Origin of the sequence: Rahnella sp. CFA14(1/10), assembly GCF_004195095.1 — a bacterium.
Classification (GTDB): Bacteria; Pseudomonadota; Gammaproteobacteria; order Enterobacterales; family Enterobacteriaceae; genus Rahnella; species Rahnella perminowiae.
Map to the genome: position 1 here is coordinate 123,581 of NZ_SEWS01000012.1, position 24,081 is coordinate 147,661.

The window sequence follows — 24,081 nt, forward strand, 5'->3', positions numbered from 1 at the left end:
CTGCGGTGAATTTTCAGCATAGTGGAATATTCATCAAAAGTGGGGGATCAGGTTCACAACCTGTATCCGGGCTTTGTTCAGTCACAAAGAAAGCGGATCAGAACTGATAACGCAGCCACGCAAAGAACACATTGCCGTTATTGTAAGTTCCCGGAATATATGTCGCCTGGAAGGTAAGTTTGTTATAACCGATGGAAGCCAGCGGTAAAACGATCGGAATCGGGATATATTTATAGTCGTCACGAGCTGTGACCGCTGCGGTATACCCCAGCCCTAAGCGGAAGTTCTTATCTTCTGCAGGTGTCCATATTTTTTCCCAACCGTAACCCCCGATGGGTTCCCATTTATTATGGGAGTCTTTAAACGCCATTAAATAAATGCCATTCCAGTTACCCTTTTCATCGTACCGGGAAATACCATAACCTCCGCCCCACGGACGTTCGTTATATTTATCGGTTTTCTCTTTATCGTAGGTCAGGCGGTTATGCCAGGTAATAACCGGTAAATACAGATCCTGCGAATCAGAATCATTCCACGTCGTCGAAACCTTGTCTTTAAAATCTGACCATATTCCGGGAAAGATAGACTCTTTCTGTGATGGCTTTGGATCATCCGTGGGATAGGCACTATTATTGGCGGCAAAAGCGGGCACACAACAGGCGAGAACAACGGTGAAACTTAAATCCCTGGCAATTTTTTTATAAAACATCTTTTCAAATAACTCCCTGACGTAATGAATTATTATACCTAATCACGTCTGGAAAATAATTAAACGAGTTAAAAACAATACCCTTATTATTTTTTAATTACCTGAAATTTAAGTGATTGCCGATTATATTATAAGAGAATTCCTACCCTGAAGATAATACCATAAGTAAACAGAACGTAAGGAATAAGTAAGTTTCATAAAAAAATCCGCAGGCTTTCGCACTGCGGATTTTTATTACTGAAGCCCGTTAAGCGTTAGCCAAGCTGTTTACGGGCATTGCGGAACATGCGCATCCACGGGCTGTCTTCGCCCCATTCTTCCGGATGCCATGAGTTGCTGACAGTGCGGAAAACGCGCTCCGGATGCGGCATCATCACGGTAACGCGGCCTGACAGGTTGGTCACCGCCGTGATGCCGTTCGGAGAGCCGTTCGGGTTCGCCGGATAGCTTTCGGTCGCCTGACCGTTGTTATCCACGAAACGCAGCGCTACCAGATTACTGTGCTCAATTTGCGCCAGATGCGCGGCGTCACGCACTTCCACATGCCCTTCCCCGTGGGAAACGGCGATTGGCATACGTGAACCGGCCATACCCTGCATGAACATCGACGGGCTGGCAGCCACTTCCACCAGGCTGAAACGTGCTTCGAAACGGTCAGACAGGTTACGCACGAAGCGTGGCCAATGTTCCGCACCGGGGATCAGCTCTTTCAGGTTAGACATCATCTGACAGCCGTTACACACACCCAGCGCCAGCGTTTGCGGACGGTGGAAGAATTCTTCGAACTCTTCACGCACGCGGTCATTGAACAGAACTGATTTCGCCCAGCCTTCACCCGCGCCCAGCACATCACCGTAAGAGAATCCGCCGCACGCCACCAGCGTATGGAAATCCTGCAAATCCCGGCGACCGGCCAGCAAATCACTCATGTGGACATCAACCGCATCAAAACCGGCACGGTGGAAGGCAGCCGCCATTTCAACGTGGGAGTTCACGCCCTGCTCACGCAGCACGGCAACTTTCGGACGCGCGCCCTTCGCGATGTAAGGTGCGGCCACGTCTTCGTCAGGGGCAAAGGTCAGTTTGACGTTCAGCCCCGGATCCAGATCGTTGGTTTTCGCCTGATGTTCCTGATCGGCACATTCAGGGTTGTCGCGCAGACGTTGCATCTGCCAGGTCGTTTCAGCCCACCAGGTACGCAGCGTGGTGCGGCTTTCGCTGTACACCGGCTTGTCACCAGAAGAAATGATGAAGCGGTCACCGGTTTCGACGCTGCCGAGGTAATGCGTGCAATCCGCCAGACCAAAATCAGCCAGCGTTTTCTCAACCGCTTCACGGTCTGATGCACGGATCTGGATCACCGCGCCCAGTTCTTCGTTGAACAATGCCGCCAGCGCATCAGTGCCCAGCGCCGCGATATCTGCGGTCAGGCCGCAATGCCCTGCGAAGGCCATTTCAGCCAGCGTCACCAGCAGACCACCGTCGGAACGGTCATGATATGCCAGTAATTTCTGCTCAGACACCAGCGCCTGCATGGCATTGAAGAAGCCGCCCAGTTGCTCTGCGCTGCGCACATCCGCCGGTGTATTGCCGAGCTGACGGTAAACCTGTGCCAGCGCCGTGGCACCCAGTGCGTTATGACCGGCACCCAGATCCACCAGCAGCAACGCGGTGTCACCTTTATCGGTGCGCAGTTGTGGCGTCACGGTATGACGAACGTCTTCGACACGGGCAAACGCGGTGATCACCAGTGACAACGGCGAAGTCATCTCGCGTTGTTCGTTACCTTCCTGCCAGCGGGTTTTCATCGACATGGAGTCTTTGCCCACCGGGATGGTAATGCCCAGCGCCGGACAAAGTTCTTCGCCTACCGCTTTCACGGCGGCGTATAAACCGGCATCTTCCCCAGGATGACCGGCCGCAGACATCCAGTTAGCAGAAAGCTTAACGCGTTTCAGGCTGCCGATTTCTACCGCCGCGATATTCGTCAGTGCTTCGCCAACGGCCATGCGACCGGAAGCGGCGAAATCCAGCAAGGCAACCGGCGCACGTTCGCCCAGTGACATCGCTTCGCCGTGGTAGCTGTCGAGGCTGGCGGTGGTGACTGCGCAGTCGGCTACCGGGATCTGCCACGGGCCGACCATCTGGTCACGTGCGACCATACCGGTGACAGTGCGGTCACCGATGGTGATCAGGAAGGTTTTCTCGGCCACGGCCGGCAGATGCAGAACACGGTTTACCGCTTCAGCAATCTGAATATTTTCCGCATTCAGGTCATCGCCTTTGGCTTTCAGCGTGGTGACGTCGCGGGTCATTTTTGGCGTTTTGCCCAGCAGCACATCCAGCGGCATATCTATTGGCTGGTTGTCGAAATGGCTGTCTTCCAGAGAAAGATGCATTTCTTCAGTGGCTTCGCCGATGACCGCATAAGGAGCGCGTTCGCGCTGGCAGATCGCATCGAACTGTTCCAGCTGCGCCGGAGAAACCGCCAGCACATAACGTTCCTGCGATTCGTTACACCAGACTTCCAGCGGGCTCATACCCGGTTCGTCGTTGAGGATATCGCGCAGCCGGAAACGGCCGCCACGGTTACCATCACTGACCAGCTCCGGCATGGCATTCGATAAACCGCCCGCACCGACGTCATGGATAAATAAAATCGGGTTGGCTTCGCCCAGTTGCCAGCAGCGGTCGATCACTTCCTGACAACGGCGTTCCATTTCCGGGTTGTCGCGCTGTACGGAAGCAAAATCCAGATCGGCATCAGACTGACCGGAAGCCATAGAAGATGCCGCACCGCCGCCCAGACCGATATTCATCGCCGGACCACCAAGAACGATCAGTTTCGCGCCAACGGTGATTTCACCTTTTTGTACGTGATCAGCACGGATGTTACCGATACCGCCCGCCAGCATGATCGGTTTATGATAACCGCGCAGCTCCGGGCCGTTGTGGCTGTTGACGTTTTCTTCATAAGTACGGAAGTAGCCCAGTAATGCCGGACGACCAAATTCGTTGTTAAATGCGGCCCCGCCCAGCGGACCGTCGGTCATAATATCCAGCGCGGTAACGATACGATCCGGCTTACCAAAGTCTTCTTCCCATGGTTGTTCAAAACCCGGAATACGCAGGTTGGAAACGGAGAAACCGACCAGACCGGCTTTAGGTTTCGCACCACGGCCGGTTGCGCCTTCATCACGGATTTCGCCGCCGGAACCGGTGGCCGCACCCGGCCACGGAGAGATCGCCGTCGGGTGGTTATGGGTCTCGACCTTCATCAGGATATGCGCCTGTTCCTGATGAAAATCATACAGACCGTCTTTTGCATCAGCGTAGAAACGGCCGACCTGTGAACCTTCCATCACGGCGGCGTTATCTTTATACGCAGACAGCACGTGATCAGGGGTGTGTTCGAAGGTGTTCTTAATCATCTTAAACAGGGATTTCGGCTGCGTTTTACCGTCGATAATCCAGTCTGCGTTGAAGATTTTGTGACGACAGTGTTCTGAGTTTGCCTGTGCGAACATATACAGTTCGATATCCGTCGGGTTGCGCCCCAACGACGTAAAGGCAGCCATCAGATAATCAATTTCGTCCTGCGCCAGCGCCAGACCTAATTTGGTATTGGCGGCTTCCAGTGCGCCACGGCCCTCACCGAGGATATCCACATGTTGCACAGGGGCAGGCTGATGCTGTGCAAACAGCGCGCTGGCGTCTTCCAGCTGGCCAAAGACGGTTTCCATCATGCGGTCATGCAGCAAGGCACCCAGTTCGCTCCACTGAGCTTCGGCCAGTTGCGGTGCCTGAACATAAAATGCCAGACCGCGCTCCAGACGCAGAACCTGTGACAGGCCGCAATTGTGTGCGATATCGGTAGCTTTGGAAGACCACGGAGAAATGGTGCCGGGGCGCGGGGTCACTAACAGTAAACGACCAGAAGGAGCATGTTCAGCGAGAGAAGGACCGTATTTCAGAAGGCGTTGTAACTTGGTTTGTTCGTCCGAATTCAGCGGCGCGCTGACATCGGCAAAGTGTACATATTCGGCGTAAATATCGCTGACCGGAAGGCGGACTTCCTGACAACGGGACAACAATTTATTAATGCGAAAAGCCGACAAAGCGGGCGAACCACGCAGTATTTCCATAATGACAGATCTCTCGTCTTCGAAGACACTGACCACAGTGCTTCATTGGGCGCAACAGGGGGAAAACGCGGGCTATTATAAAGAAAGCTGGCGTCCGACGAAACCGTTTGCGCAGGGAAACTTGATATTCATTTATAGGCCCACATATCTTGCGGGTATCATGAATAAAGTTGCAGACTGCCGTTTTGTTGAGCAAAATGCGTCAGCACTGGGGATATAACCATACTAACTGCACAGCATAGCGTAAAAAAACAAGAGCGCCGCAGCGAGATAACTATTTGACGCGACTAAAAATTAATTATGTCCTGGTGGGGATCGCCGCCCTGTTACTGGCGCTGGCTTTATGGCCCGCAGTCCCATGGCACAGAGGTGAAGGCGACCAGCTGGATCACATAAAATCCCGTGGAGAATTGCGCGTAAGCACGCTCAATTCTCCACTGACTTTTATGGAATCTCCGGAAGGTAATCTCGGCTTCGATTACGAACTGGCTAAACGCTTTGCAGATTATCTGGGCGTGCGGCTGGTCGTGACACAGCACACCACCATCGAGAGCATGTTTGACGATCTGGACCATGATCATACTGACCTGCTGGCTTCCGGGCTGGTATATAACAATGCGCGGCTGAAAAACTACCGCGCCGGTCCGGAGTACTATTCCGTTTCCCAGCAGCTGGTTTACCGGCAGGGTGCCGTGCGTCCGAAAAGCTTTGCGGACATCAAAGGCTCGCTGGTGGTGTCTGCCGGCAGCGCACATATCGCCACACTCGAAGACGCCAGTAAAAAGTATCCCGGCCTCACGTGGACCACAACCGATAAGATGTCGCCACGCGATTTGTTGCAGCAAGTCGAGAACGGCAAACTCGATTATACGCTGGGCGATTCGGTGACTATCGCGCTGATGCAGCGCGTCTATCCGCGTCTGGCGGTGGCTTTTGATGCCACTGATGACGAACCCGTGACCTGGTACTACCGCAAGCAACCTGATGACGACAGCCTCTCGGCCGCCATGCTGGACTTTTTCAGCCAGATTTCTGAAGACGGTACACTGGAAAAGCTGGAGGAGAAATATCTCGGGCATGTGGGCGATTTTGATTACGTCGATACCCGGACTTTCCTTAACGCCATCGACAGTACGCTGCCGGATTTACAGCCGCTGTTTGAAAAATATGCCGGGAATATTGACTGGCGTTTACTGGCTGCCATCGCCTATCAGGAGTCACATTGGGATCCGCAGGCGAAATCCCCGACCGGCGTACGGGGTGTGATGATGCTGACCCGTGCAACCGCTGGCGGGCTGAATGTCGACGACCGTACTGACGCCGAACAGAGCATTCGCGGCGGTGCCCAGTATCTGTCGCATCTGATGGATAAAATGCCGGAATCAATTCCGCAGGATGAACGGATCTGGTTTGCCCTTGCCGCTTATAACATGGGTTATGGTCATATGCTGGATGCCCGTAAGCTGACGGCGCAGCAAAAAGGCAATCCTGACAGCTGGGCTGATGTGAAGCAACGCTTGCCGATGCTGAATCAGAAACGCTTCTTCAGCCGGACGAGTTACGGATATGCGCGTGGTACGCAGGCGTATAACTATGTGGAGAATATCCGTCGTTATCAGCTGAGTCTGGTGGGATACCTGATGGAAAAGGAAAAACAGCAGGCACAGAAAGCCGCCTTACAGGCTCAGTTAGGTCAGGGGTATCCGGTGGTCAATGCGCAGGAAGCCCTGGCACCGTAAGGCTGGCAGGCCTGTTTATCAGGCCTGTTCATCCGACGCATTACCCGCCTGAGCAGCACGCTCTGCCAGTCGCAGCGCTTTTTTCTGGCTGCGGCGAAAACGGAAAAAACGACTCAGTTGTTCCGAACAGGCTTCTGCCAGTACACCCGCAGTAATGTCTATCTGATGATTCATGCCCGGATGGCGCAGTATATCGAGCAACGATCCCACAGCACCGGTTTTAGCGTCAGCGGCACCATACACCACGCGGCGGATCCGGCTGTGGATCATCGCCCCGGCGCACATAACACAAGGTTCCAGCGTGACGTAAAGTGTGGCGTCAAGCAGGCGATAATTGCATATGGTGTCACCGCCCTGACGTAATGCCATGATTTCCGCATGCGCTGTCGGATCATGATGACCGATAGACCGGTTCCAGCCTTCGCCAATCACCTGATTGTCTAAAATCAGCACTGCCCCCACCGGCACTTCGCCTTCGTCCTGCGCTTTCAGCGCCAGCGTCATGGCATACCGCATCCAGTGTTCATCATCATTTATTACTGCCAATTCTGCGTCTGCCACTTCAACCTCAATTATTTTTTACCGGCAGACATTTTAGCTGAATTTTGTGCTGGCCGTTATTCGAGTTGCTGTAACTCACCCTGTTTACTGACGCGAAAACGGTGTTCACAAAAGAACAATAACGGGTTGTCCTGCTTACTGTCGCTGTATCCGCTGTAAAGTTTAAGCGGAGAACCAATGCGGCTTTCGAGCTGCACCACTTTCTCCTCACCCAGGCAACGCAAGGGTAACACCCAACCGCCTTTACCCCGGGCGATCCGGCTGCCGACCAGACGGACCTGTGGCAAAAACAGGGACGTATTATAGACCTGCTTTACCAGATTCTCCGGTGATCCGGTGATCAACCAGACTTCAGTATCATCGCTGTCGAGATATTCACGCAGCCTGCGCTGCACCACCGGAAACTCCACCACTTTCTCGCGAAAGGCAGTCACAAATTGCAGCTCCAGCGCTTTTAGCCGCGCTTCACTGTGACCAAAAGTAATAGCCCACAGTAACAGGCTCATCGGCCAGCGCGCGGCGCGCCCATGGATAAACAGCCCGATTCCTATCAGTGGCAGAACCGGCACGACTAAAATCAGATTCTGCGGCATCCGTCTGAGCAAAAATCGCAGAAAGCTGCCGAACATATCCTGCTGGTGCAGCGTGCCATCAAGATCAAAAAAGACTACCCGCCGATCAGGCTTCCTACTCAATCCGTTACTCCTCGGGATCGTTGAACCCCATCAACCAGGTAAAAATAAAACCAGCCAATACCGTAATGACTAAACCCGTCAGATACAACATCACTTTGCCGGAAATAATGGTCAGTGCCAGCGGCAGTCCGGAAATACCAAACGTGATGACCGTCGCGACTTTCCAGTAACAGATTAGCGCACCCCCGACGGCTCCGCCCAGACACGCACCAATAAAAGGACGACCGAGCGGCAAGGTAACACCGAATATTAATGGTTCACCAATACCGAGAATACCCACCGGCAGCGCGCCTTTAATCACTTTTTTCAGCCGTGTGTTTCGGGTTTTAATATACACCGCAATTGCCGCGCCCACCTGCCCCACGCCCGCCATGGCTAAAATCGGCAGCAGTGGATTAGAACCATGTGCCTGGATCAGCTCAACGTGGATCGGCACCAGCCCCTGATGCAGCCCGGATAATACCAGCGGCAAAAATGTCCCCGCCAGTATCGCGCCCACCAGTAACCCACCTTTATCGATGGCAATATTGACACCCTGCGCGATGCCGTCAGAGATATAACCACCGACAGGCTGAAGGATAACAATCGCCAGTGTCGCAGTGATAAGGGTCGTCATCAGCGGATTAAGGATCAGTTCGACAGATTCCGGCAACCACTGACGCAGCCTCTTCTCCAGCCAGCACATCAGCGCGACGACCAGTAATACAGCGATCACACCGCCGCGCCCCGGCTGTAAAGTTTCACCAAACAGGGTAATTTGCGCCAGTGCAGGGCTGGAGAGGATCCCCGCCATCACACCGCCCATGGCCTGAGAACCGCCGAAAACGCGCGCCGCGTTCACGCCGACTAAAATATTCATGATGGCAAATACAGCACCACCAAAAATCGCCAGCAAGCCAAGCACGTTAGGATAATCAAGGGCAATGGAACCGGCGATATCCGGCCGTTTGAGCAGGTTAATAATGCCCATAATCAGCCCTGAGGCAATAAATGCCGGGATCAGCGGGATAAAGACATCAGCCAGTTTGCGCAGCGCCCCGCTCATCGGTGCAGAGTACTTCGCTTTGGCGCTGGCTTTATTCCGGGCAATGTCATTTTCTCCCGACGAATTTGCCGTCCCTGTCGGACTCAGCAACAGACGCATCTCATCCACCACTTTTGCCGCCGCACCCGGGCCAACAATAAACTGATGCTGGTCACCTTGTTTAAGATATCCTTTGATACCTTCCAGTGTTTTCAGGCTGACCAGATCCAGCCGGTTATCGTCATACACTTCCACGCGGACGCGGGTCATGCAGTTTTCCAGCTTGCTGATATTCCCTTCACCGCCGACGCCCTGCAAAATCTTCGCAGCCAGCAGATGAGTTTTATCCATTGCCATCGCCATGCTTAACTCCTTGAGTTTAATCAGTCAGTGCCGCGCGCAGGAATCCATGGTGTTTAGTCAGTCGTATTTTGGCCTGCTCCGCGTCAATGCCTGCCAGCACCATCAGAATAGCCGGTTTGACTTCAAAATCGGTTTGAGAGAGTGCCTGTTCAGCATCAGCACGGGAGGCCCCTGTGGCCTCAACAACGATCCGGCAGGCACGATCGACCAGCTTCACATTGGTCGCCTTCACATCTACCATCAGGTTCTGATAAACCTTGCCACTTTTGACCATCGCCCCGGTTGAAATCATATTCAGCACCAGCTTCTGCGCCGTGCCGGATTTCAGACGGGTTGAACCGGTCAGCGCTTCCGGCCCGACAACCGGAGAAATCGCGATAGCCGCCTCGCGGGCAATTGGCGAATCCGGGTTACAGGAAATCGCCACTGTGGCGCAGCCCGTTTCGAAGGCATAGCGCAAAGCACCGATGACATAAGGGGTGCGTCCGCTTGCGGCTAATCCGACGACGGTGTCATCCGCGTTCAGATTGATGTTTTTTAAGTCTTCAACGCCCAGCGATTCACTGTCTTCCGCACCTTCTACCGCTTTGAGCAGCGCACCCGGCCCGCCGGCAATCAGCCCGACAACCATGCCGTGCGGCACGCCAAACGTTGGCGGACATTCCGAAGCATCCAGAACGCCAAGACGTCCGCTGGTGCCGGCACCAAGGTAAATCAGGCGTCCGCCGGATTTAAAAGAAGCCGCCGCTTTATCAATAGCCTGTGCGATATAAGGCAGAACTTTATTGATGGCTTCCGGCACTTTGCGGTCTTCCTGATTGAAGCAGGTGGCCAATTCCAGTGAAGACATTTCATCTAAGTTCATCGTATCCGGATTGCGGCTTTCAGAAACGAGTGCGCCTAAATTGAGTGGACGATTCATGATTCTCTCCTGAATTTTTAATTCAAAATTATTACACAATAGTTGAATATATTATTCATCAATACGAGGAATATTTGCTACTTTAGATAACATAATCCGTAAAACGTGATGTAAGTATTCAGAGACACCGGGATAACCCACCATGAGTTGTATGATCCGTATCCGTCAGCTTTATCCGACGCTGGCGCAAAATGACCGCAAACTGGCTGATTTTCTCCTCGCGCATCCGGAAAAAGCGCGCCATATGAGTTCGCAGAAACTGGCTGAAAAGGCCGGTGTCAGCCAGTCTGGCGTGGTGAAATTTGCCCAAAAACTGGGATATAAAGGCTTCCCGGCGCTGAAACTGGCAATGAGTGAAACACTGGCATCGCCGGAAAACAGTGAGCCGGTCACTGTACATAATCAGATTTTAAGCACCGACAGCCTGCATGTTGTGGGTGAGAAATTACTGGCTGAGAAACAATCGGCGCTTCGTGCAACCCTGGATATCAACAGCGAGCCACGGCTGCAAATTGCGTTGTCGATGCTCGCCGGTGCCCGAAAAATTGTGCTAAGTGGCATTGGCGCATCCGGATTAGTGGCAAAGGATTTAGCGTATAAGCTGCTGAAAATCGGGGTCACGGCAATTGCCGAATCCGATACGCATGTTCTGGTTGCCACCGCACAGGCGCTGTCGAAAGAAGATTTATTGCTGGCGATTTCGTTCAGCGGTGAACGGAGCGAAATCAATCTTGCGGCAAAGGTCGCCCGCGAGAGTGGGGCAAAAGTCCTGGCCATCACCGGTTTTTCACCTAATACCCTGCAACAGCAGGCAGACCATTGTTTGTATACGGTCGCAGATTTACCCGCAACCCGCGGCGCAGCCCTCTCCGCCAGTACGGCGCAATATTCCCTGACGGATTTATTGTTCGTCGCACTGGTTCAGCAAGATACGGCGCATGCACCGGAGCGTATCCGTCACAGCGAAGAATTGGTGAAAAAGCTGGTTTGATCCGGATCATTTGAAGGATGGAAAGGTACGCGAGCAGAATCTACGCCAGCGCAATTCTGCTATACTGCGCGCCCTGATTATTGATCTGTTTATTGAATATAAGAGAAAACGCCATGGCCCTGTTGATCACACACAAATGCATTAATTGCGATATGTGCGAACCGGAGTGCCCGAATCAGGCGATTTCAATGGGCAGTGAGATTTACGAAATCGACAGCGATCGTTGTACGGAATGCGTCGGTCATTATGATAAACCGACCTGCCAAAGCGTCTGCCCGATCGACAATACCATCATCATTAATCCGCAACACACCGAAACCAACGAACAGCTTTGGGATAAGTTTGTGGTATTGCATCACACCGTATAATTAACGGCGTGATGCATTTTCAAAACCACCCAAAATAATTCGAGCGGGAGGAAGGCGGCAAGTGAAGTGATCCCGATGAGCTTATTCAGGTAAGTGATTCGGGTCACTGAAAGCAGCCGACGCATCTGCCGCTTGCAGTACGAAGGGGTTAGTTCTCGATAATTACCGTGGCACAGGCATAACGCCTTTCATCAGCCAGCGTAACATGGACTGATTTCACCCCCATTTCTGCAGCCATTTCCGCCGCGCGGGCATGAAAAACCAGCCCCGGTTTTCCCAGCACATCATTGACGACTTCAAATTGCTCAAATGCCAGACCGTTGCGGATCCCGGTTCCCAGCGCTTTAGCCGCGGCCTCCTTGACAGCAAACCGCTTCGCGAGGAAACGTACCGGCTGTTGGTGCTGCTGATACACAGACCATTCATTCGCGCACAAAATACGCTTCGCCAGACGGTCGCCACTGCGTTCAATTACCGCTTCGATACGGGAAATTTCAACGATATCCGTACCTAAACCTAAAATGCTCATTACCGGCGCGCTTCCCGCATCAGGTTTTTCATTTCGCGTACTGCACCGGATAATCCGTCAATAACAGCCTGACCGATAATCGCATGGCCGATATTGAGCTCATGCATTTCCGGCAGTGCGGCGATCGGCTGCACGTTATGGTAAGTCAATCCGTGGCCGGCGTTCACTTTCAGCCCCTTACCGGCTGCATAAGCTGCGCCCTGTTTAATACGCTCCAGCTCGGCCTGACGCTCAAGGTCAGTTTTCGCCTCCGCATAAGCACCGGTATGGATTTCGATGTAAGTTGCCCCTACCGCGACGGCCGCATCAATCTGGCGCATATCCGGGTCGATAAACAGGGAAACCAGAATGCCCGCTTCGCTTAGGCGCGTGACCGCAACGGTCATTTTATCCAGCTGACCGGCGACATCCAGCCCCCCCTCAGTGGTCACTTCTTCGCGTTTTTCCGGCACCAGACAGCAGAAATGCGGCAGAATTTCGCAGGCAATACCGACCATCTCGTCGGTGACGGCCATTTCCAGATTCATGCGGGTTTGGATAGTCTGACGCAGAAGACGTACATCACGGTCGGTGATATGACGACGATCTTCACGCAGGTGGACGGTGATCCCATCAGCACCAGCCTGTTCAGCGATAAATGCCGCCTGAACCGGATCAGGGTATGCCGTACCGCGTGCATTACGCAATGTCGCGATATGATCAATGTTAACGCCCAACAGCAACTCAGCCATAACAGCTCCAGGTTTAAGAATGAATTGATTGATGAATGGAACAAAACGCTAATTCCTGCAGTTTACACCTTTGAGAGTGGCGGCGTGTAGCCCGGATTCCGAATTAGCGGGAAGAATTATCAGAAGGTGATACAGGTTTTTTAACCTGAAACTGGCGGAACAGCTCGCGGCTTTTCAGGGGCTTACCGCCAAGGTAAGGTTTGAGCGCCATGCGGGTGAAACGCTTTGCAGCCCGCAGCGTTGAGACATCCGGGAATTCACGGCTGGCCAGTGCTTTTAAATCCCGGCCGGTAAAGCTGGAATGATCAATCACCAGACTGGCAATAAAGCCTTTTTCTTCACGGTAACGGTACGTCATGGTGTCACTGACTTCTTCACCGCTGCCTGCGCAATGCAGAAAATCCACGCCGTAACCCAGATGGTGCAATAGGGAAAGTTCGAACTGACGTAATGCATATTCAGGAGACGCGCTGGCACTCGCGAGATTTTGCAAACAGTTGAGATAATCGAAGAACAATGATGAGTAATTAGCTTCCTGCTCAAGCACCCGTGAAACGAGCTCATTGACGTACAAGCCGCTGTAAAGCATCAGCCCGGAAAGAGGAAGAGCAAGGGAGACAGGTTCAGCATTACGCAGGGTTTTCACTTCTCCCCGCCCGCTCCAGCGAACCAGTAAAGGAGTAAAAGGCTGCAGGCAGCCTTTTAAATTGGACCGGCGGCCACGCGCACCTTTAGCCAGTATGCGTACCCGCCCTTGCCCCTCAGTGAACAAATCCAGCATTAAGCTGGTTTCACTGTAAGGTCGCCCATGCAAAACAAATGCGCGTTGCCAGCCTTCCATAGGCGCGGACCTTATAAATCGTCTACATAACCCAGACTGCGCAACGCACGTTCGTCGTCTGCCCAGCCGGATTTGACCTTAACCCACAACTCAAGATGGACTTTCGCTTCGAACATGTTCTCCATGTCGTGACGCGCTTCGATCCCGATTGTCTTGATTTTAGAGCCTTTATTACCGATAACCATTTTCTTCTGGCCTTCACGTTCTACCAGAATCAGGCCATTAATGTCGTATCCGCCCCGTTCATTGCTGACAAAGCGTTCGATTTCAACGGTCACTGAATATGGCAACTCTTCGCCCAGAAAGCGCATCAGTTTTTCACGGATGATTTCAGAAGCCATAAAGCGCTGGGAACGGTCAGTAATGTAATCCTCGGGGAAGTGATGAATCGCTTCCGGCAGGCGTTTTCGCACCAGAGCTGCGATGGTATCAACGTTGGTACCTTTCTCTGCGGAGATCGGCACGATATCGACGAAGTTCATCTGCTCACTCAGGAATTGCAAATGTGGCAATAATTTAGATTTATCGGTGACGTTATCAATCTTGTTGATTGCCAGCAGAACCGGTGATTTCAAATCACGCAGTTTGTTGACCACCATTTCGTCATCGGCAGTCCAGTTAGTGCCTTCAACAACGAAGATCACCAGTTCAACATCACCGATGGAGCTGCTTGCAGCGCGGTTCATCAGACGGTTGATGGCACGTTTTTCTTCAATGTGCAGCCCTGGTGTGTCCACGTAAATAGCCTGATAGGGCCCTTCGGTATGGATACCCATGATGCGGTGACGCGTGGTTTGCGGTTTGCGGGAAGTAATGGAGATTTTTTGCCCCAATAATTCATTCAGCAAGGTAGATTTACCGACGTTAGGACGGCCTACGATTGCAACAAAACCACAGTAATTCTTTTCTTCGCTCATTCAAGCTCCAGCTGTATCAGCGCTTGTTCCGCTGCCGCCTGCTCGGCTTTACGGCGGCTTGAACCGGTTCCTACAACCGGCTGGCTCAAGCCACTGACCTGGCAGTGGATGGTAAACTCCTGATCGTGCGCTTCACCGCGAACCTGCACAACCAGATAAGAAGGCAACGGCAGATGGCGACCTTGTAAAAACTCCTGTAAACGGGTTTTTGGGTCTTTCTGCTTATCACCGGGACTGATTTCGTCTAAACGACTACGGTACCAATCGAGAATCAGCTTTTCGACGGTCTGGATATCACTGTCCAGGAACACGCCGCCAATGAGTGCCTCCACCGTATCCGCAAGAATCGACTCGCGGCGGAAACCACCACTTTTCAATTCGCCCGGCCCTAAGCGTAAACATTCGCCGAGATCGAATTCACGTGCCATTTCCGCGAGCGTATTTCCACGTACCAGCGTGGCACGCATACGACTCATATCGCCCTCGTCTACGCGAGGAAAACGATGATACAACGCGTTAGCAATGACATAACTAAGAATTGAGTCACCCAGGAACTCTAAACGCTCATTGTGTTTACTGCTTGCGCTGCGGTGAGTCAGTGCCTGCAATAAAAGCTCCTGCTGTTGAAAAGTGTAGCCCAGCTTCCGCTGAAGCCTGTTTATTACGATGGGATTCATGAGTTACCAATAGACTAAGAATGCGTCAAAAACTTCAGCATACGGAACAGGCCTGCTTCGCCCTAAGCCAATCCAAAGCTGTTTCGTTTGCAGTGGCTCCCTCAGTTCGTTTTAAATTAAAACGTAAAATCAGGGGAGCCAACTTTTATCGCCCGAAAGGATATTCTACAACGAGTGGAAATATAATGCTGCGGTAATAGGCACCATTAAATTAATGAATTCCACCGATTCGGCTTAAACGAACACCGGTAGGCCATTCACCTTCCTGTTTTTTAAAGCTCATCCAAATTGCGGAAGCTTTACCCACTAAGTTCTGTTCCGGAACAAAACCCCAGTAACGGCTGTCAGCGCTGTTATCACGGTTATCGCCCATCATGAAATAATGGCCGGCCGGCACCACCCAAGTTCCCAGTGGCTGACCCGGTTGCTGATAATAAGCACCCAGTTGGTCACGCGCGCCTGGCACGGTCAGAATACGATGCGTCACATTACCCAGGGTTTCATTGCGCTGCACAAGACGGACGCCGTCTTGTGGCACGTTACTGGTCGGTGGCGTTTCAAAGAAACCACTGCTGGCTTCGCCACCTGAAGACTGACCAAAAGTCTGTACGAAATCACTGGCAACGCCGGTGTCATATGTCACCGCCAGTGCGGTGGTGCAATTTTTGCCGGTTTCACAGGCAGGCTGAACGGTCACCTGCTTGCTGAACGGATCATATGTCACTTTGTCACCCGGTAAGCCTACCAGACGTTTAATATAGTCCACGCTCGGATTTTGCGGATATTTAAATACCACAACATCGCCACGTTTCGGCTCACCCGTTGGGATCAGCTTAGTCTGCGTAATAGGATCTTTCAGGCCGTACGCATATTTTTCAACCACAATGAAATCGCCAATAAGCAGCGTTGGCATCATGGAGCCGGACGGGATCTGGAAAGGCTCATAAATAAATGAACGCACCACAAACACAACCAACAATACCGGGAATACCGAGGCACAGGTTTCTACCCAGCCCGGTTGCTTCGCCACTTTGTTCAACGTTGAATCGTCAACAGCACCACCCGTTTCAGCCTTAATTTTAGCAATTTTAGCCCGGCGTGCAGGTGCCAGCTTGAAACGATCAAGGCACCAGATAATCCCAGACACCAGCGTTGCAATCGCCAGAATCAGGGCAAACATGTTAGCCATGCATACTCCCTACAACTCAATTAAGGGTTTACTTGCTGTCTTTACCCACGTGAAGAATGGCCAGGAACGCTTCTTGTGGTAACTCGACGTTACCCACTTGTTTCATGCGTTTCTTACCATCTTTCTGTTTCTGCAAAAGTTTTTTCTTACGGCTGACGTCGCCGCCATAACATTTGGCGAGAACGTTTTTACGTAATTGCTTCACGGTTGAACGGGCAATGATATGAGCACCAATCGCCGCCTGGATAGCAATATCGAACTGCTGACGCGGGATCAGTTCCTGCATCTTCTCGACCAGCTGGCGTCCACGGAACTGGGAATTGCCACGGTGAGTGATCAACGCCAATGCATCCACACGGTCGCCGTTGATTAGAACATCAACACGCACCATGTCAGAAGCCTGAAAACGTTTGAAATTGTAATCAAGTGACGCATAACCGCGTGACGTTGACTTCAGGCGGTCAAAGAAATCGAGTACGACTTCCGCCATCGGGATTTCATAAGTCAGTGCGACCTGATTGCCGTGGTAAACCATGTTGGTCTGTACGCCACGTTTTTCAATACACAACGTAATCACGCTGCCCAGATATTCCTGAGGCATCAGCATGTGACACTCGGCGATAGGCTCACGCAGTTCCAGAATGTTATTCAACGCTGGCAGTTTAGACGGGCTGTCTACATAAACAGTTTCGTTGCTGGTCGTCAGAACTTCATAAACTACGGTCGGTGCCGTGGTGATCAGATCCAGATCGTATTCACGTTCCAGACGTTCCTGAATGATTTCCATGTGCAACAGCCCCAGGAAACCACAGCGGAAACCGAAGCCCAGCGCAGTAGAACTTTCTGGTTCGTAGAACAGTGAGGCATCATTGAGGCTCAGTTTGCCTAACGCATCACGGAAGTTTTCATAATCATCTGAGCTGACCGGGAACAGACCAGCATAAACCTGCGGTTTCACTTTCTTGAAGCCAGGCAGTGCTTTGTCAGCAGGCTGACGAGCCAGAGTCAGTGTGTCCCCTACTGGTGCGCCGAGAATATCTTTGATCGCGCATACCAGCCAGCCAACTTCGCCGCAGTTCAGAATGTCTTTATCGACACGTTTAGGCGTGAAAATACCCAGACGATCGGCGTTATAAACCTGTCCGGTACTCATCACTTTAATTTTGTCGCCCTTTCTCATGGTACCGTTTTTGATACGTACCAGAGACACAACGCCAAGATAGTTATCGAACCATGAATCGATGATCAACGCCTGCAGTGGCGCATCAGGATCACCTACCGGCGGTGGCACATCACGTACCAGACGCTCCAGCACCTCCGGCACACCGACACCGGTTTTCGCAGAACAGCGGACAGCATCCGTAGCATCAATACCCACGATGTCTTCGATTTCCTGCGCCGCACGATCCGGATCAGCGGCCGGTAAGTCGATTTTGTTCAGAACCGGCACAACTTCCAGATCCATTTCCATTGCCGTATAGCAGTTTGCCAGCGTCTGGGCTTCAACACCCTGCCCTGCATCCACGACTAATAACGCCCCTTCGCAGGCGGCGAGAGAACGGGAAACTTCATAGGAAAAGTCGACATGGCCCGGTGTGTCGATGAAGTTCAGGTGATAAACCTGACCATCTTTCGCTTTATAGTCGAGCGTCACGCTTTGCGCTTTGATGGTAATGCCGCGTTCACGCTCAAGATCCATCGAATCGAGGACCTGCGCTTCCATTTCACGGTCGGATAACCCACCGCAAATTTGAATAATACGGTCTGACAGCGTCGACTTACCGTGGTCAATGTGGGCAATAATGGAGAAATTTCGTATATGCTTCATTATAAAAGTTTTTTTACCTTGGTATTTCTGAATCATTCGCCATGAACATACAGCGACGGTTTGTAGGTTGGCTGTCTTTCGCCTAAGTCGCAGCATTCTACATGCCAGCACCGTGAAAACCTAGTCTCGCCACATCCTAACTCCAGATTATGCGAGCTTTCTCAGGACGAAATCTTTATATTTTCATTTGTTTTCATTACCCGGGTGACTGTGTGCCTCCTATGTTTGTCCTCATCCGGTATTGCGTGCGTGTGCCGCATGCCGTTTGGTTTTAGGAAAATCCCCATATACACAAACCCGTGTTGAAACTTAATATATTGTTATAAAAGAAATTACATAATTTCAAACATTTAAAGCTCTTATTCGCCTTCTTCCATAAATATCTTTTTCTTTTTAATTCAATCCGGTTACAAGGTTATCACTATGATCAATGAAGGGCGGCTGCTCAGTCAGCATGGCTTTGCCAAAGCCAACTCTTGGATCACTCTGGTCCTGTCTGTATTGTTATTGATCGGCGGTGCAGTGCAGATTGCATTTTTGCTGGCCTTTGGCCAGACCGCTGAGGGACTGCATACTGTAATTTTGTCCGCTCTGCTCAGTATTGCCCTGGGTATTGTCCTTATCCTGCTGCGACGTCTGATACGGCCAAATCAAATCTATCAGCTTCATGAAAACGGTATTTTAGTTATAAGCCAGACCGATAAGAAAAACCGTTTTATCCCTTTTGACCGCATTATGGATATATATCGCTTCAGAACCGGGAAATACACACGCCGTATTTTAAACACAATGATATTCCGCGAGGAAGACAGCAAAGTCTGGCACCGAATTACGCCAAACATCGCCAATTCGGAAAGATTAATTGAAGTGATTAAAAATGAACAGCTGATGTATCGCGGCCCCTGGGCCTTAAATACCCTGGCGCAGGGAGGGGATATTCTTTTTACCTATCTGATCAATCCACATTCCGGATTGAAAAGATTTATCGGCGCTAACCTGCTGGCGTTGAACGAAAAAAAGATACACCTGAGCGCCCTGGTATTAACCACCGATGAAGGAAAGAAAGTGCCTGTTGAGGATATTCAGTTTATCAGTGGCGGCAGCAACAGCCCGCTGATACGTCTGCTGGATAAACACGGCCGCATCCTTTTCTCTGTTGAATATACATCGCTTTCAAGTGCAGATCTTTTCATCGCACTGATCGAACATATGATCCAAAACCGTATACCCGTCAGAAATTAAAAATGACACAGTGTTAGCAAACACTGTGTCATTTTTATGCATGGCAAGAAGCAGAATTAAGCAGGGAGTTAACTGTCAACCGAATAACGGAAAGCGTCAGGTGGCAAACCCACCTGCAAAATCACAGGCTGGTAGCCTGCTTTACTATCCATTTTCGCAGCCAGTGATTTGGCTATCAGAAATCCTAATCCGCCCCCCAGCACCGCACCAACAACCGCATATACATCTGCTTTCAGCACGGCTTGCAATACGCTGCCACCTGCAATCACACCAACCAGTGGCGTCATATAAACCAGCAACGCCGAGCGCAACAGGTTCCCTTCCTGTATTCCCAGTTCAACTTTCTGACCAGGGACAAGAGGTTCGTTAACGCTGACCCGGAGGTTATGTTCAGTTTGCGGCCCTAACTCATTCAATACGCGAGCGCCACAGCCTGAACGTGAATGGCAGCTACTGCAACCCGCCTGTGTTTCACAACGCAGTGTCGCAATACCGTCTTGCCACGACACAACCGTGGCCCATTCTTTCATCATGTGATCACCCTGTATTTCTGCCACTGAGGCCGTTAATTCTGTTAAACGCTATTTTGCTGAGAAAACAATGCTCTCGGCAATACGTTTGGCCGTTGAAGGAGGAAGTTCACCGACGACAGTGATTTCATTGCCATTACGTATTTCGGTTTGCACGGTTCTGCGCCCTTGCCTGATCAATTGCTCAGAAGGACCACTGGTTGTTGCACTGATATTGACAGAGAAACTAAACAGTCCGTCTGTGTACAACCGGGATTCTATCGATACAGGCATATTTGGCAAGTTCCGGCGGCTACTTGCCACCTCCGTCACGCCATCTGGCAGCCATTTTATTTGCCAGTCAAACTTCACCTGCTCAGAGGCAGGTAAAGACAGCACCGGCGGTAAACTCGCTTTTTCGAGATCAACAACCGTTCCAATGACTTGTTGTCCTTCATCGAAACTGATGACGCGGAACTGCTCCAGTGTTTCACCGTCACGATCCAGTAAATCGACACGCATCGGCAGTTTCGTCTGCTCATCGATCCATATGACATAACTAAATCGGGTACCATCGCGGGACACAACACGGATCACCTGACTCAGACGATCGGCTGCACGTGCACGGCCTACGGCAATAAAATCGTAGTATTTAGTCAGAAGAGTGAAATCGCTAAAGACGATAGAAGGCAGGGAATCAACGATATGATCGCCGTCCAGCGTAAAGGGCTGTAAACCGGTCTCAAAGTAGCTGATGTCTTTCCCACGCTGGACAATTTCACGGCGCGGTCCATCCATCAGAACCAGTTGAGCGAGCGGAGTTTGATGAGAAACAGCATGACGATAGCGAAAGGAATCAATCCCTTGCTTCGTGATGTTGATAAAACCCATTTCATAATTCAGCGTTTGGGAAGCTTTGCCCATCTCTTGTAGTAACGCCTCGGAAGGTGAATCTGCCGAGGCGATACCAGGAGTAAGCACGCTGCCCGCCGCTAAACAAACGGCAAACCAAATTTGCTTCATTACTGCGTTTGCGTTCCTAAAGACTGAGTTCCTGGGACCTGAACAGCGGCTTGCTGAGGAGTAACAGGTTCAAGTTGAAGCTGCTCTGAATGCAAGCGGCGCTGCAATTCGTAATCCTGCAACATCGCATTAATGCGTTTACGTTGCTCCTGAACATTTTGTTGCCCGCTGGTGGTATTGCCTTCATTTGGCACGCCGAAGCTCACCGGAGAAGCTTTACCCATCATAGGCAATGTATTGAACGCTGGCGTTTCCGGAGAAGCCCCTGATGCGTCAGGCTGGTTATAATGCTGAACACCAACAATAACAGCGAGTGAGACACAAGCCGCCACGCCCACCTGAGTCAACTGGCTCGCCCATGGGCGCACCTTCTGCCAGAATGGCATTTTTTGCCAGGTATGAGGCTGAGGTTGAGATTCGGTTGCGGAACCCGGTACCAGTTTTACCGGCTCATTTGCCAGCGCTGCGGCCACACGGTCTGCGATATCCAGATGCAACACGTTCCCAATATCACCGCGTAGCGTATCGCGGATCAAATGATAACTCTGCCAGTCTTGCTGAAGCCTGGTATCAGTTGATAATGAACTTAACAGTTCAGTATCAATGGCTTCACCATCCATCAGAGCGGAAAGCTTTTCTTTCTGCATGCCTAAGTATCCTTCCTGTGTCCGTCATCTCTAACGCTGGATGAGCGGTTGAACTTTGTTATCAATTGCTTCCCGGGCACGGAATATACGTGATCTCACTGTACCCACCGGACAATCCATGATGGCGGCTATTTCTTCGTAGCTCAATCCATCCAACTCCCTCAAGGTAATCGCCATACGGAGATCTTCAGGAAGTGCTTCAATAGTACGGAAAACAACCTGCCGTAATTCTTCAGACAACATCAAGTTCTCAGGGTTCGAAATTTCTTTAAGGGCACCGCCATTTTCGAAATTTTCGGCTTCATTCGCGTCGACATCACTGGATGGCGGGCGTCGGCCCTGAGCGACTAAATAATTTTTCGCTGTGTTGACTGCAATACGATACAGCCAGGTATAAAAAGCACTGTCGCCGCGGAAAGATTCCAGCGCACGATACGCTTTAATAAAAGATTCCTGAACCACATCAGGCACATCGCCTTGTGGTACATAGCGGGATACAAGGCTCGCTACCTTATGCTGGTAACGAATAACCAGTAAATTGAACGATTTTTGATCACCCTTCTGGACCCGCTCAACCAGAACCTGATCGGCTAACTGCTCGCTCATCCGAGGTAAAATCTCCCCAAAACTTTCTCCGCGCTTAAAATCGTACTGCCAGCTTTCATCATTATATTCCTGAGCAAGTACTGCTTGGAGTTCACATGAAACATTAAGTTCCACATCGCCATTGTTTTTTCTATTGAAGTCTCAAGCCCGTGGCTTTTGCACGGAGGTTTAGGCTAACATGAATTTCCCTCTTCTTCTGCAAACATCATACGTTATGCAACCTTCATCTGAATTTGTTAGCGATGTATTGATAATCGGAAGTGGCGCTGCGGGCCTTTCTTTGGCTTTGCGACTTGCAGACCACTGTCATGTCACTGTTCTCAGTAAAGGCCCACTCAACGAAGGCTCAACATTCTATGCCCAGGGCGGCATTGCCGCAGTTTTCGACGAAGCAGACAGCATTGCCTCACATGTTGATGACACATTAATTGCCGGCGCGGGCTTATGCGATAAAGAAGCTGTTGAATTTATCGCGAGTAATGCACGTCATTGCGTCCAGTGGTTGATCGACCAGGGCGTACTGTTTGATACCGAACCTAATACCAGCTCAGAAGAGCGTTATCATCTGACTCGCGAAGGCGGTCACAGCCACCGTAGGATCCTGCATGCTGCTGATGCTACAGGTAAAGAAGTAGAGACTACGCTGGTTGGGAAAGCAAGAGCCCACGCTAATATTTGCGTGAAAGAGCGCTATAATGCCGTTGATTTAATCACCTCAAGCAAGCTTGGATTGCCCGGGACACAACGCGTTGTTGGCGCATATGTCTGGAACCGTGATAAAGAGCATGTTGAAACGCTCCGTGCCAAAGCCGTTGTACTGGCCACGGGGGGCGCTGCCAAGGTTTATCAGTACACGACCAATCCTGATATTTCATCAGGCGATGGCGTCGCCATGGCGTGGCGTGCAGGCTGTCGTGTGGCCAATCTTGAATTCAACCAGTTTCACCCGACCTGTCTCTATCATCCTCAGGCACGCAACTTTCTGCTGACGGAAGCATTGCGCGGCGAAGGAGCCCTGCTCAAACGCCCGGACGGCACCCGTTTTATGCCGGATTTCGATGAGCGTGGCGAACTGGCACCGCGCGATGTCGTGGCGAGAGCCATCGACCATGAAATGAAGCGTCTTGGCGCTGACTGCATGTATCTGGATATCAGCCATCGTCCGCCGGAATTCATTAAACATCATTTCCCGATGATTGATGAAAAGCTGCAATCACTGGGTATTGATCTGACTAAAGAGGCCATTCCAATTGTTCCGGCTGCCCATTATACCTGTGGTGGTGTCATGGTCGACCAGCACGGACGCACCGATCTCGATGGGTTGTATGCCATTGGCGAAGTCAGTTATACCGGCCTGCATGGCGCAAACCGTCTGGCCTCTAATTCACTGCTGGAATGCGTCGTTTATGGCTGGTCAGCGGCGGAAGACATCATCAAACGTTTGCCGCATGCCCGGCTGGCCAAAAACATCCCACAATGGGATGAAAGCCGGGTGGATAATTCCGATGAACAGGTTGTCATTCAGCATAACTGGCATGAACTGCGGCTGTTTATGTGGGATTACGTCGGGATCGTGCGCACAACAAAACGCCTTGAGCGCGCATTGCGCCGCATCATGACGCTGCAACAGGAAATTGACGAGTATTATGCAAACTTTCGTATTTCCAATAACCTGCTGGAACTGAGAAATCTGGTGCTGGTGGCCGAGTTGATCGTCCGCAGTGCCCTTGAGCGCAAAGAGAGTCGCGGACTGCATTACACGCTGGATTATCCTGATTTACAGGAAAATCCGCAGCCCACTATTTTGCAGCCGTAGTATTTACCG

The 24,081-nt window shown here is 51.4% G+C and carries 22 protein-coding genes; 5 read left to right on the top strand and 17 right to left on the bottom strand.

Annotation, left to right across the window (positions count from 1 at the left end):
* Window positions 1-97 precede the first annotated feature (97 nt).
* Both pagP and purL read right to left on the bottom strand, forming a co-directional pair.
* Window positions 98-709: a lipid IV(A) palmitoyltransferase PagP gene (gene pagP, locus EVX52_RS21850; RefSeq protein ID WP_129992109.1), complete on the bottom strand. Its 612-nt coding sequence runs from the start codon at window positions 707-709 to the stop codon at window positions 98-100.
* A 254-nt stretch (window positions 710-963) separates the two neighbouring features.
* Window positions 964-4,854 (bottom strand): phosphoribosylformylglycinamidine synthase, encoded by a 3,891-nt coding sequence (purL, locus tag EVX52_RS21855; RefSeq protein ID WP_129992110.1) that lies wholly within the window; start codon window positions 4,852-4,854, stop codon window positions 964-966.
* 278 nt (window positions 4,855-5,132) lie between these two features.
* Between purL and mltF the strand changes: the two genes are divergently transcribed.
* Window positions 5,133-6,593 carry a membrane-bound lytic murein transglycosylase MltF gene (gene mltF / locus EVX52_RS21860; RefSeq protein ID WP_129992111.1) on the top strand — a complete coding sequence of 487 codons (1,461 nt, stop codon included), beginning with the start codon at window positions 5,133-5,135 and terminating at the stop codon, window positions 6,591-6,593.
* An 18-nt stretch (window positions 6,594-6,611) separates the two neighbouring features.
* Here the strand turns inward: mltF and tadA are convergent, their stop codons facing one another.
* From tadA to murQ, 4 genes are all read right to left on the bottom strand, one after another.
* Entirely contained in the window at window positions 6,612-7,139 is a 528-nt protein-coding gene (gene tadA, locus EVX52_RS21865) for a tRNA adenosine(34) deaminase TadA (RefSeq protein WP_255466773.1), read from the bottom strand.
* 71 nt (window positions 7,140-7,210) lie between these two features.
* A complete protein-coding gene (gene yfhb / locus EVX52_RS21870) occupies window positions 7,211-7,849 on the bottom strand; it encodes a phosphatidylglycerophosphatase C (protein ID WP_129992113.1) in 639 nt (212 codons plus the stop codon).
* 4 nt (window positions 7,850-7,853) lie between these two features.
* Window positions 7,854-9,224 carry a PTS transporter subunit EIIC gene (locus EVX52_RS21875; RefSeq protein ID WP_129953315.1) on the bottom strand — a complete coding sequence of 457 codons (1,371 nt, stop codon included), beginning with the start codon at window positions 9,222-9,224 and terminating at the stop codon, window positions 7,854-7,856.
* A gap of 28 nt (window positions 9,225-9,252) precedes the next feature.
* Window positions 9,253-10,158, bottom strand: coding sequence for an N-acetylmuramic acid 6-phosphate etherase (gene murQ, locus EVX52_RS21880; protein ID WP_129952893.1), 906 nt, complete (start codon window positions 10,156-10,158; stop codon window positions 9,253-9,255).
* Between the two features lie 142 nt (window positions 10,159-10,300).
* Between murQ and EVX52_RS21885 the strand changes: the two genes are divergently transcribed.
* Window positions 10,301-11,149 (top strand): MurR/RpiR family transcriptional regulator, encoded by an 849-nt coding sequence (locus tag EVX52_RS21885; RefSeq protein ID WP_129952894.1) that lies wholly within the window; start codon window positions 10,301-10,303, stop codon window positions 11,147-11,149.
* A gap of 113 nt (window positions 11,150-11,262) precedes the next feature.
* Window positions 11,263-11,517, top strand: coding sequence for a YfhL family 4Fe-4S dicluster ferredoxin (locus tag EVX52_RS21890; protein WP_129952895.1), 255 nt, complete (start codon window positions 11,263-11,265; stop codon window positions 11,515-11,517).
* A 148-nt stretch (window positions 11,518-11,665) separates the two neighbouring features.
* Here the strand turns inward: EVX52_RS21890 and acpS are convergent, their stop codons facing one another.
* The 7 genes from acpS to lepA all read right to left on the bottom strand — a co-directional run bounded on the left by acpS (window position 11,666) and on the right by lepA (window position 18,229).
* Complete coding sequence (gene acpS / locus EVX52_RS21895) at window positions 11,666-12,046, bottom strand: holo-ACP synthase (protein ID WP_129952896.1); 381 nt, start codon at window positions 12,044-12,046, stop codon at window positions 11,666-11,668.
* Window positions 12,046-12,777, bottom strand: a complete 732-nt coding sequence (gene pdxJ, locus EVX52_RS21900; protein WP_129992114.1) for a pyridoxine 5'-phosphate synthase — start codon at window positions 12,775-12,777, stop codon at window positions 12,046-12,048. The genes acpS and pdxJ overlap by 1 nt, the downstream gene beginning before the upstream one ends.
* Before the next feature lie 103 nt (window positions 12,778-12,880).
* Entirely contained in the window at window positions 12,881-13,618 is a 738-nt protein-coding gene (gene recO / locus EVX52_RS21905; RefSeq protein WP_129992115.1) for a DNA repair protein RecO, read from the bottom strand.
* An 11-nt stretch (window positions 13,619-13,629) separates the two neighbouring features.
* Window positions 13,630-14,535, bottom strand: a complete 906-nt coding sequence (gene era, locus EVX52_RS21910; RefSeq protein ID WP_129952898.1) for a GTPase Era — start codon at window positions 14,533-14,535, stop codon at window positions 13,630-13,632.
* A complete protein-coding gene (rnc, locus tag EVX52_RS21915; RefSeq protein ID WP_015698392.1) occupies window positions 14,532-15,212 on the bottom strand; it encodes a ribonuclease III in 681 nt (226 codons plus the stop codon). Before rnc ends, era begins: the two co-directional genes overlap by 4 nt.
* Window positions 15,213-15,423: 211 nt before the next feature.
* Window positions 15,424-16,401: a signal peptidase I gene (gene lepB / locus EVX52_RS21920; RefSeq protein WP_129952899.1), complete on the bottom strand. Its 978-nt coding sequence runs from the start codon at window positions 16,399-16,401 to the stop codon at window positions 15,424-15,426.
* Window positions 16,402-16,429: 28 nt separating this feature from the next.
* Complete coding sequence (gene lepA / locus EVX52_RS21925; protein ID WP_129952900.1) at window positions 16,430-18,229, bottom strand: translation elongation factor 4; 1,800 nt, start codon at window positions 18,227-18,229, stop codon at window positions 16,430-16,432.
* A 423-nt stretch (window positions 18,230-18,652) separates the two neighbouring features.
* Between lepA and EVX52_RS21930 the strand changes: the two genes are divergently transcribed.
* The gene (locus EVX52_RS21930) at window positions 18,653-19,471 is read left to right on the top strand and encodes a DUF6585 family protein (protein ID WP_129952901.1); all 819 of its coding nucleotides are present in this window, start codon (window positions 18,653-18,655) and stop codon (window positions 19,469-19,471) included.
* A 68-nt stretch (window positions 19,472-19,539) separates the two neighbouring features.
* Here EVX52_RS21930 and rseC read toward each other — a convergent pair whose 3' ends face one another.
* From rseC to rpoE, 4 genes are read right to left on the bottom strand one after another with little or no spacing between them, the layout of a single operon-like run.
* Entirely contained in the window at window positions 19,540-20,004 is a 465-nt protein-coding gene (gene rseC, locus EVX52_RS21935) for a SoxR-reducing system protein RseC (RefSeq protein ID WP_129992116.1), read from the bottom strand.
* Between the two features lie 48 nt (window positions 20,005-20,052).
* Complete coding sequence (gene rseB, locus EVX52_RS21940) at window positions 20,053-21,003, bottom strand: sigma-E factor regulatory protein RseB (RefSeq protein WP_129952903.1); 951 nt, start codon at window positions 21,001-21,003, stop codon at window positions 20,053-20,055.
* Window positions 21,003-21,650: an anti-sigma-E factor RseA gene (gene rseA, locus EVX52_RS21945; protein ID WP_129952904.1), complete on the bottom strand. Its 648-nt coding sequence runs from the start codon at window positions 21,648-21,650 to the stop codon at window positions 21,003-21,005. Before rseA ends, rseB begins: the two co-directional genes overlap by 1 nt.
* Before the next feature lie 30 nt (window positions 21,651-21,680).
* Window positions 21,681-22,256, bottom strand: coding sequence for an RNA polymerase sigma factor RpoE (gene rpoE, locus EVX52_RS21950; protein WP_129953316.1), 576 nt, complete (start codon window positions 22,254-22,256; stop codon window positions 21,681-21,683).
* A gap of 214 nt (window positions 22,257-22,470) precedes the next feature.
* On the opposite strand from rpoE, the gene nadB reads away from it, so the two are divergent.
* Window positions 22,471-24,072 carry an L-aspartate oxidase gene (gene nadB, locus EVX52_RS21955; protein ID WP_205952702.1) on the top strand — a complete coding sequence of 534 codons (1,602 nt, stop codon included), beginning with the start codon at window positions 22,471-22,473 and terminating at the stop codon, window positions 24,070-24,072.
* Window positions 24,073-24,081: the final 9 nt, after the last annotated feature.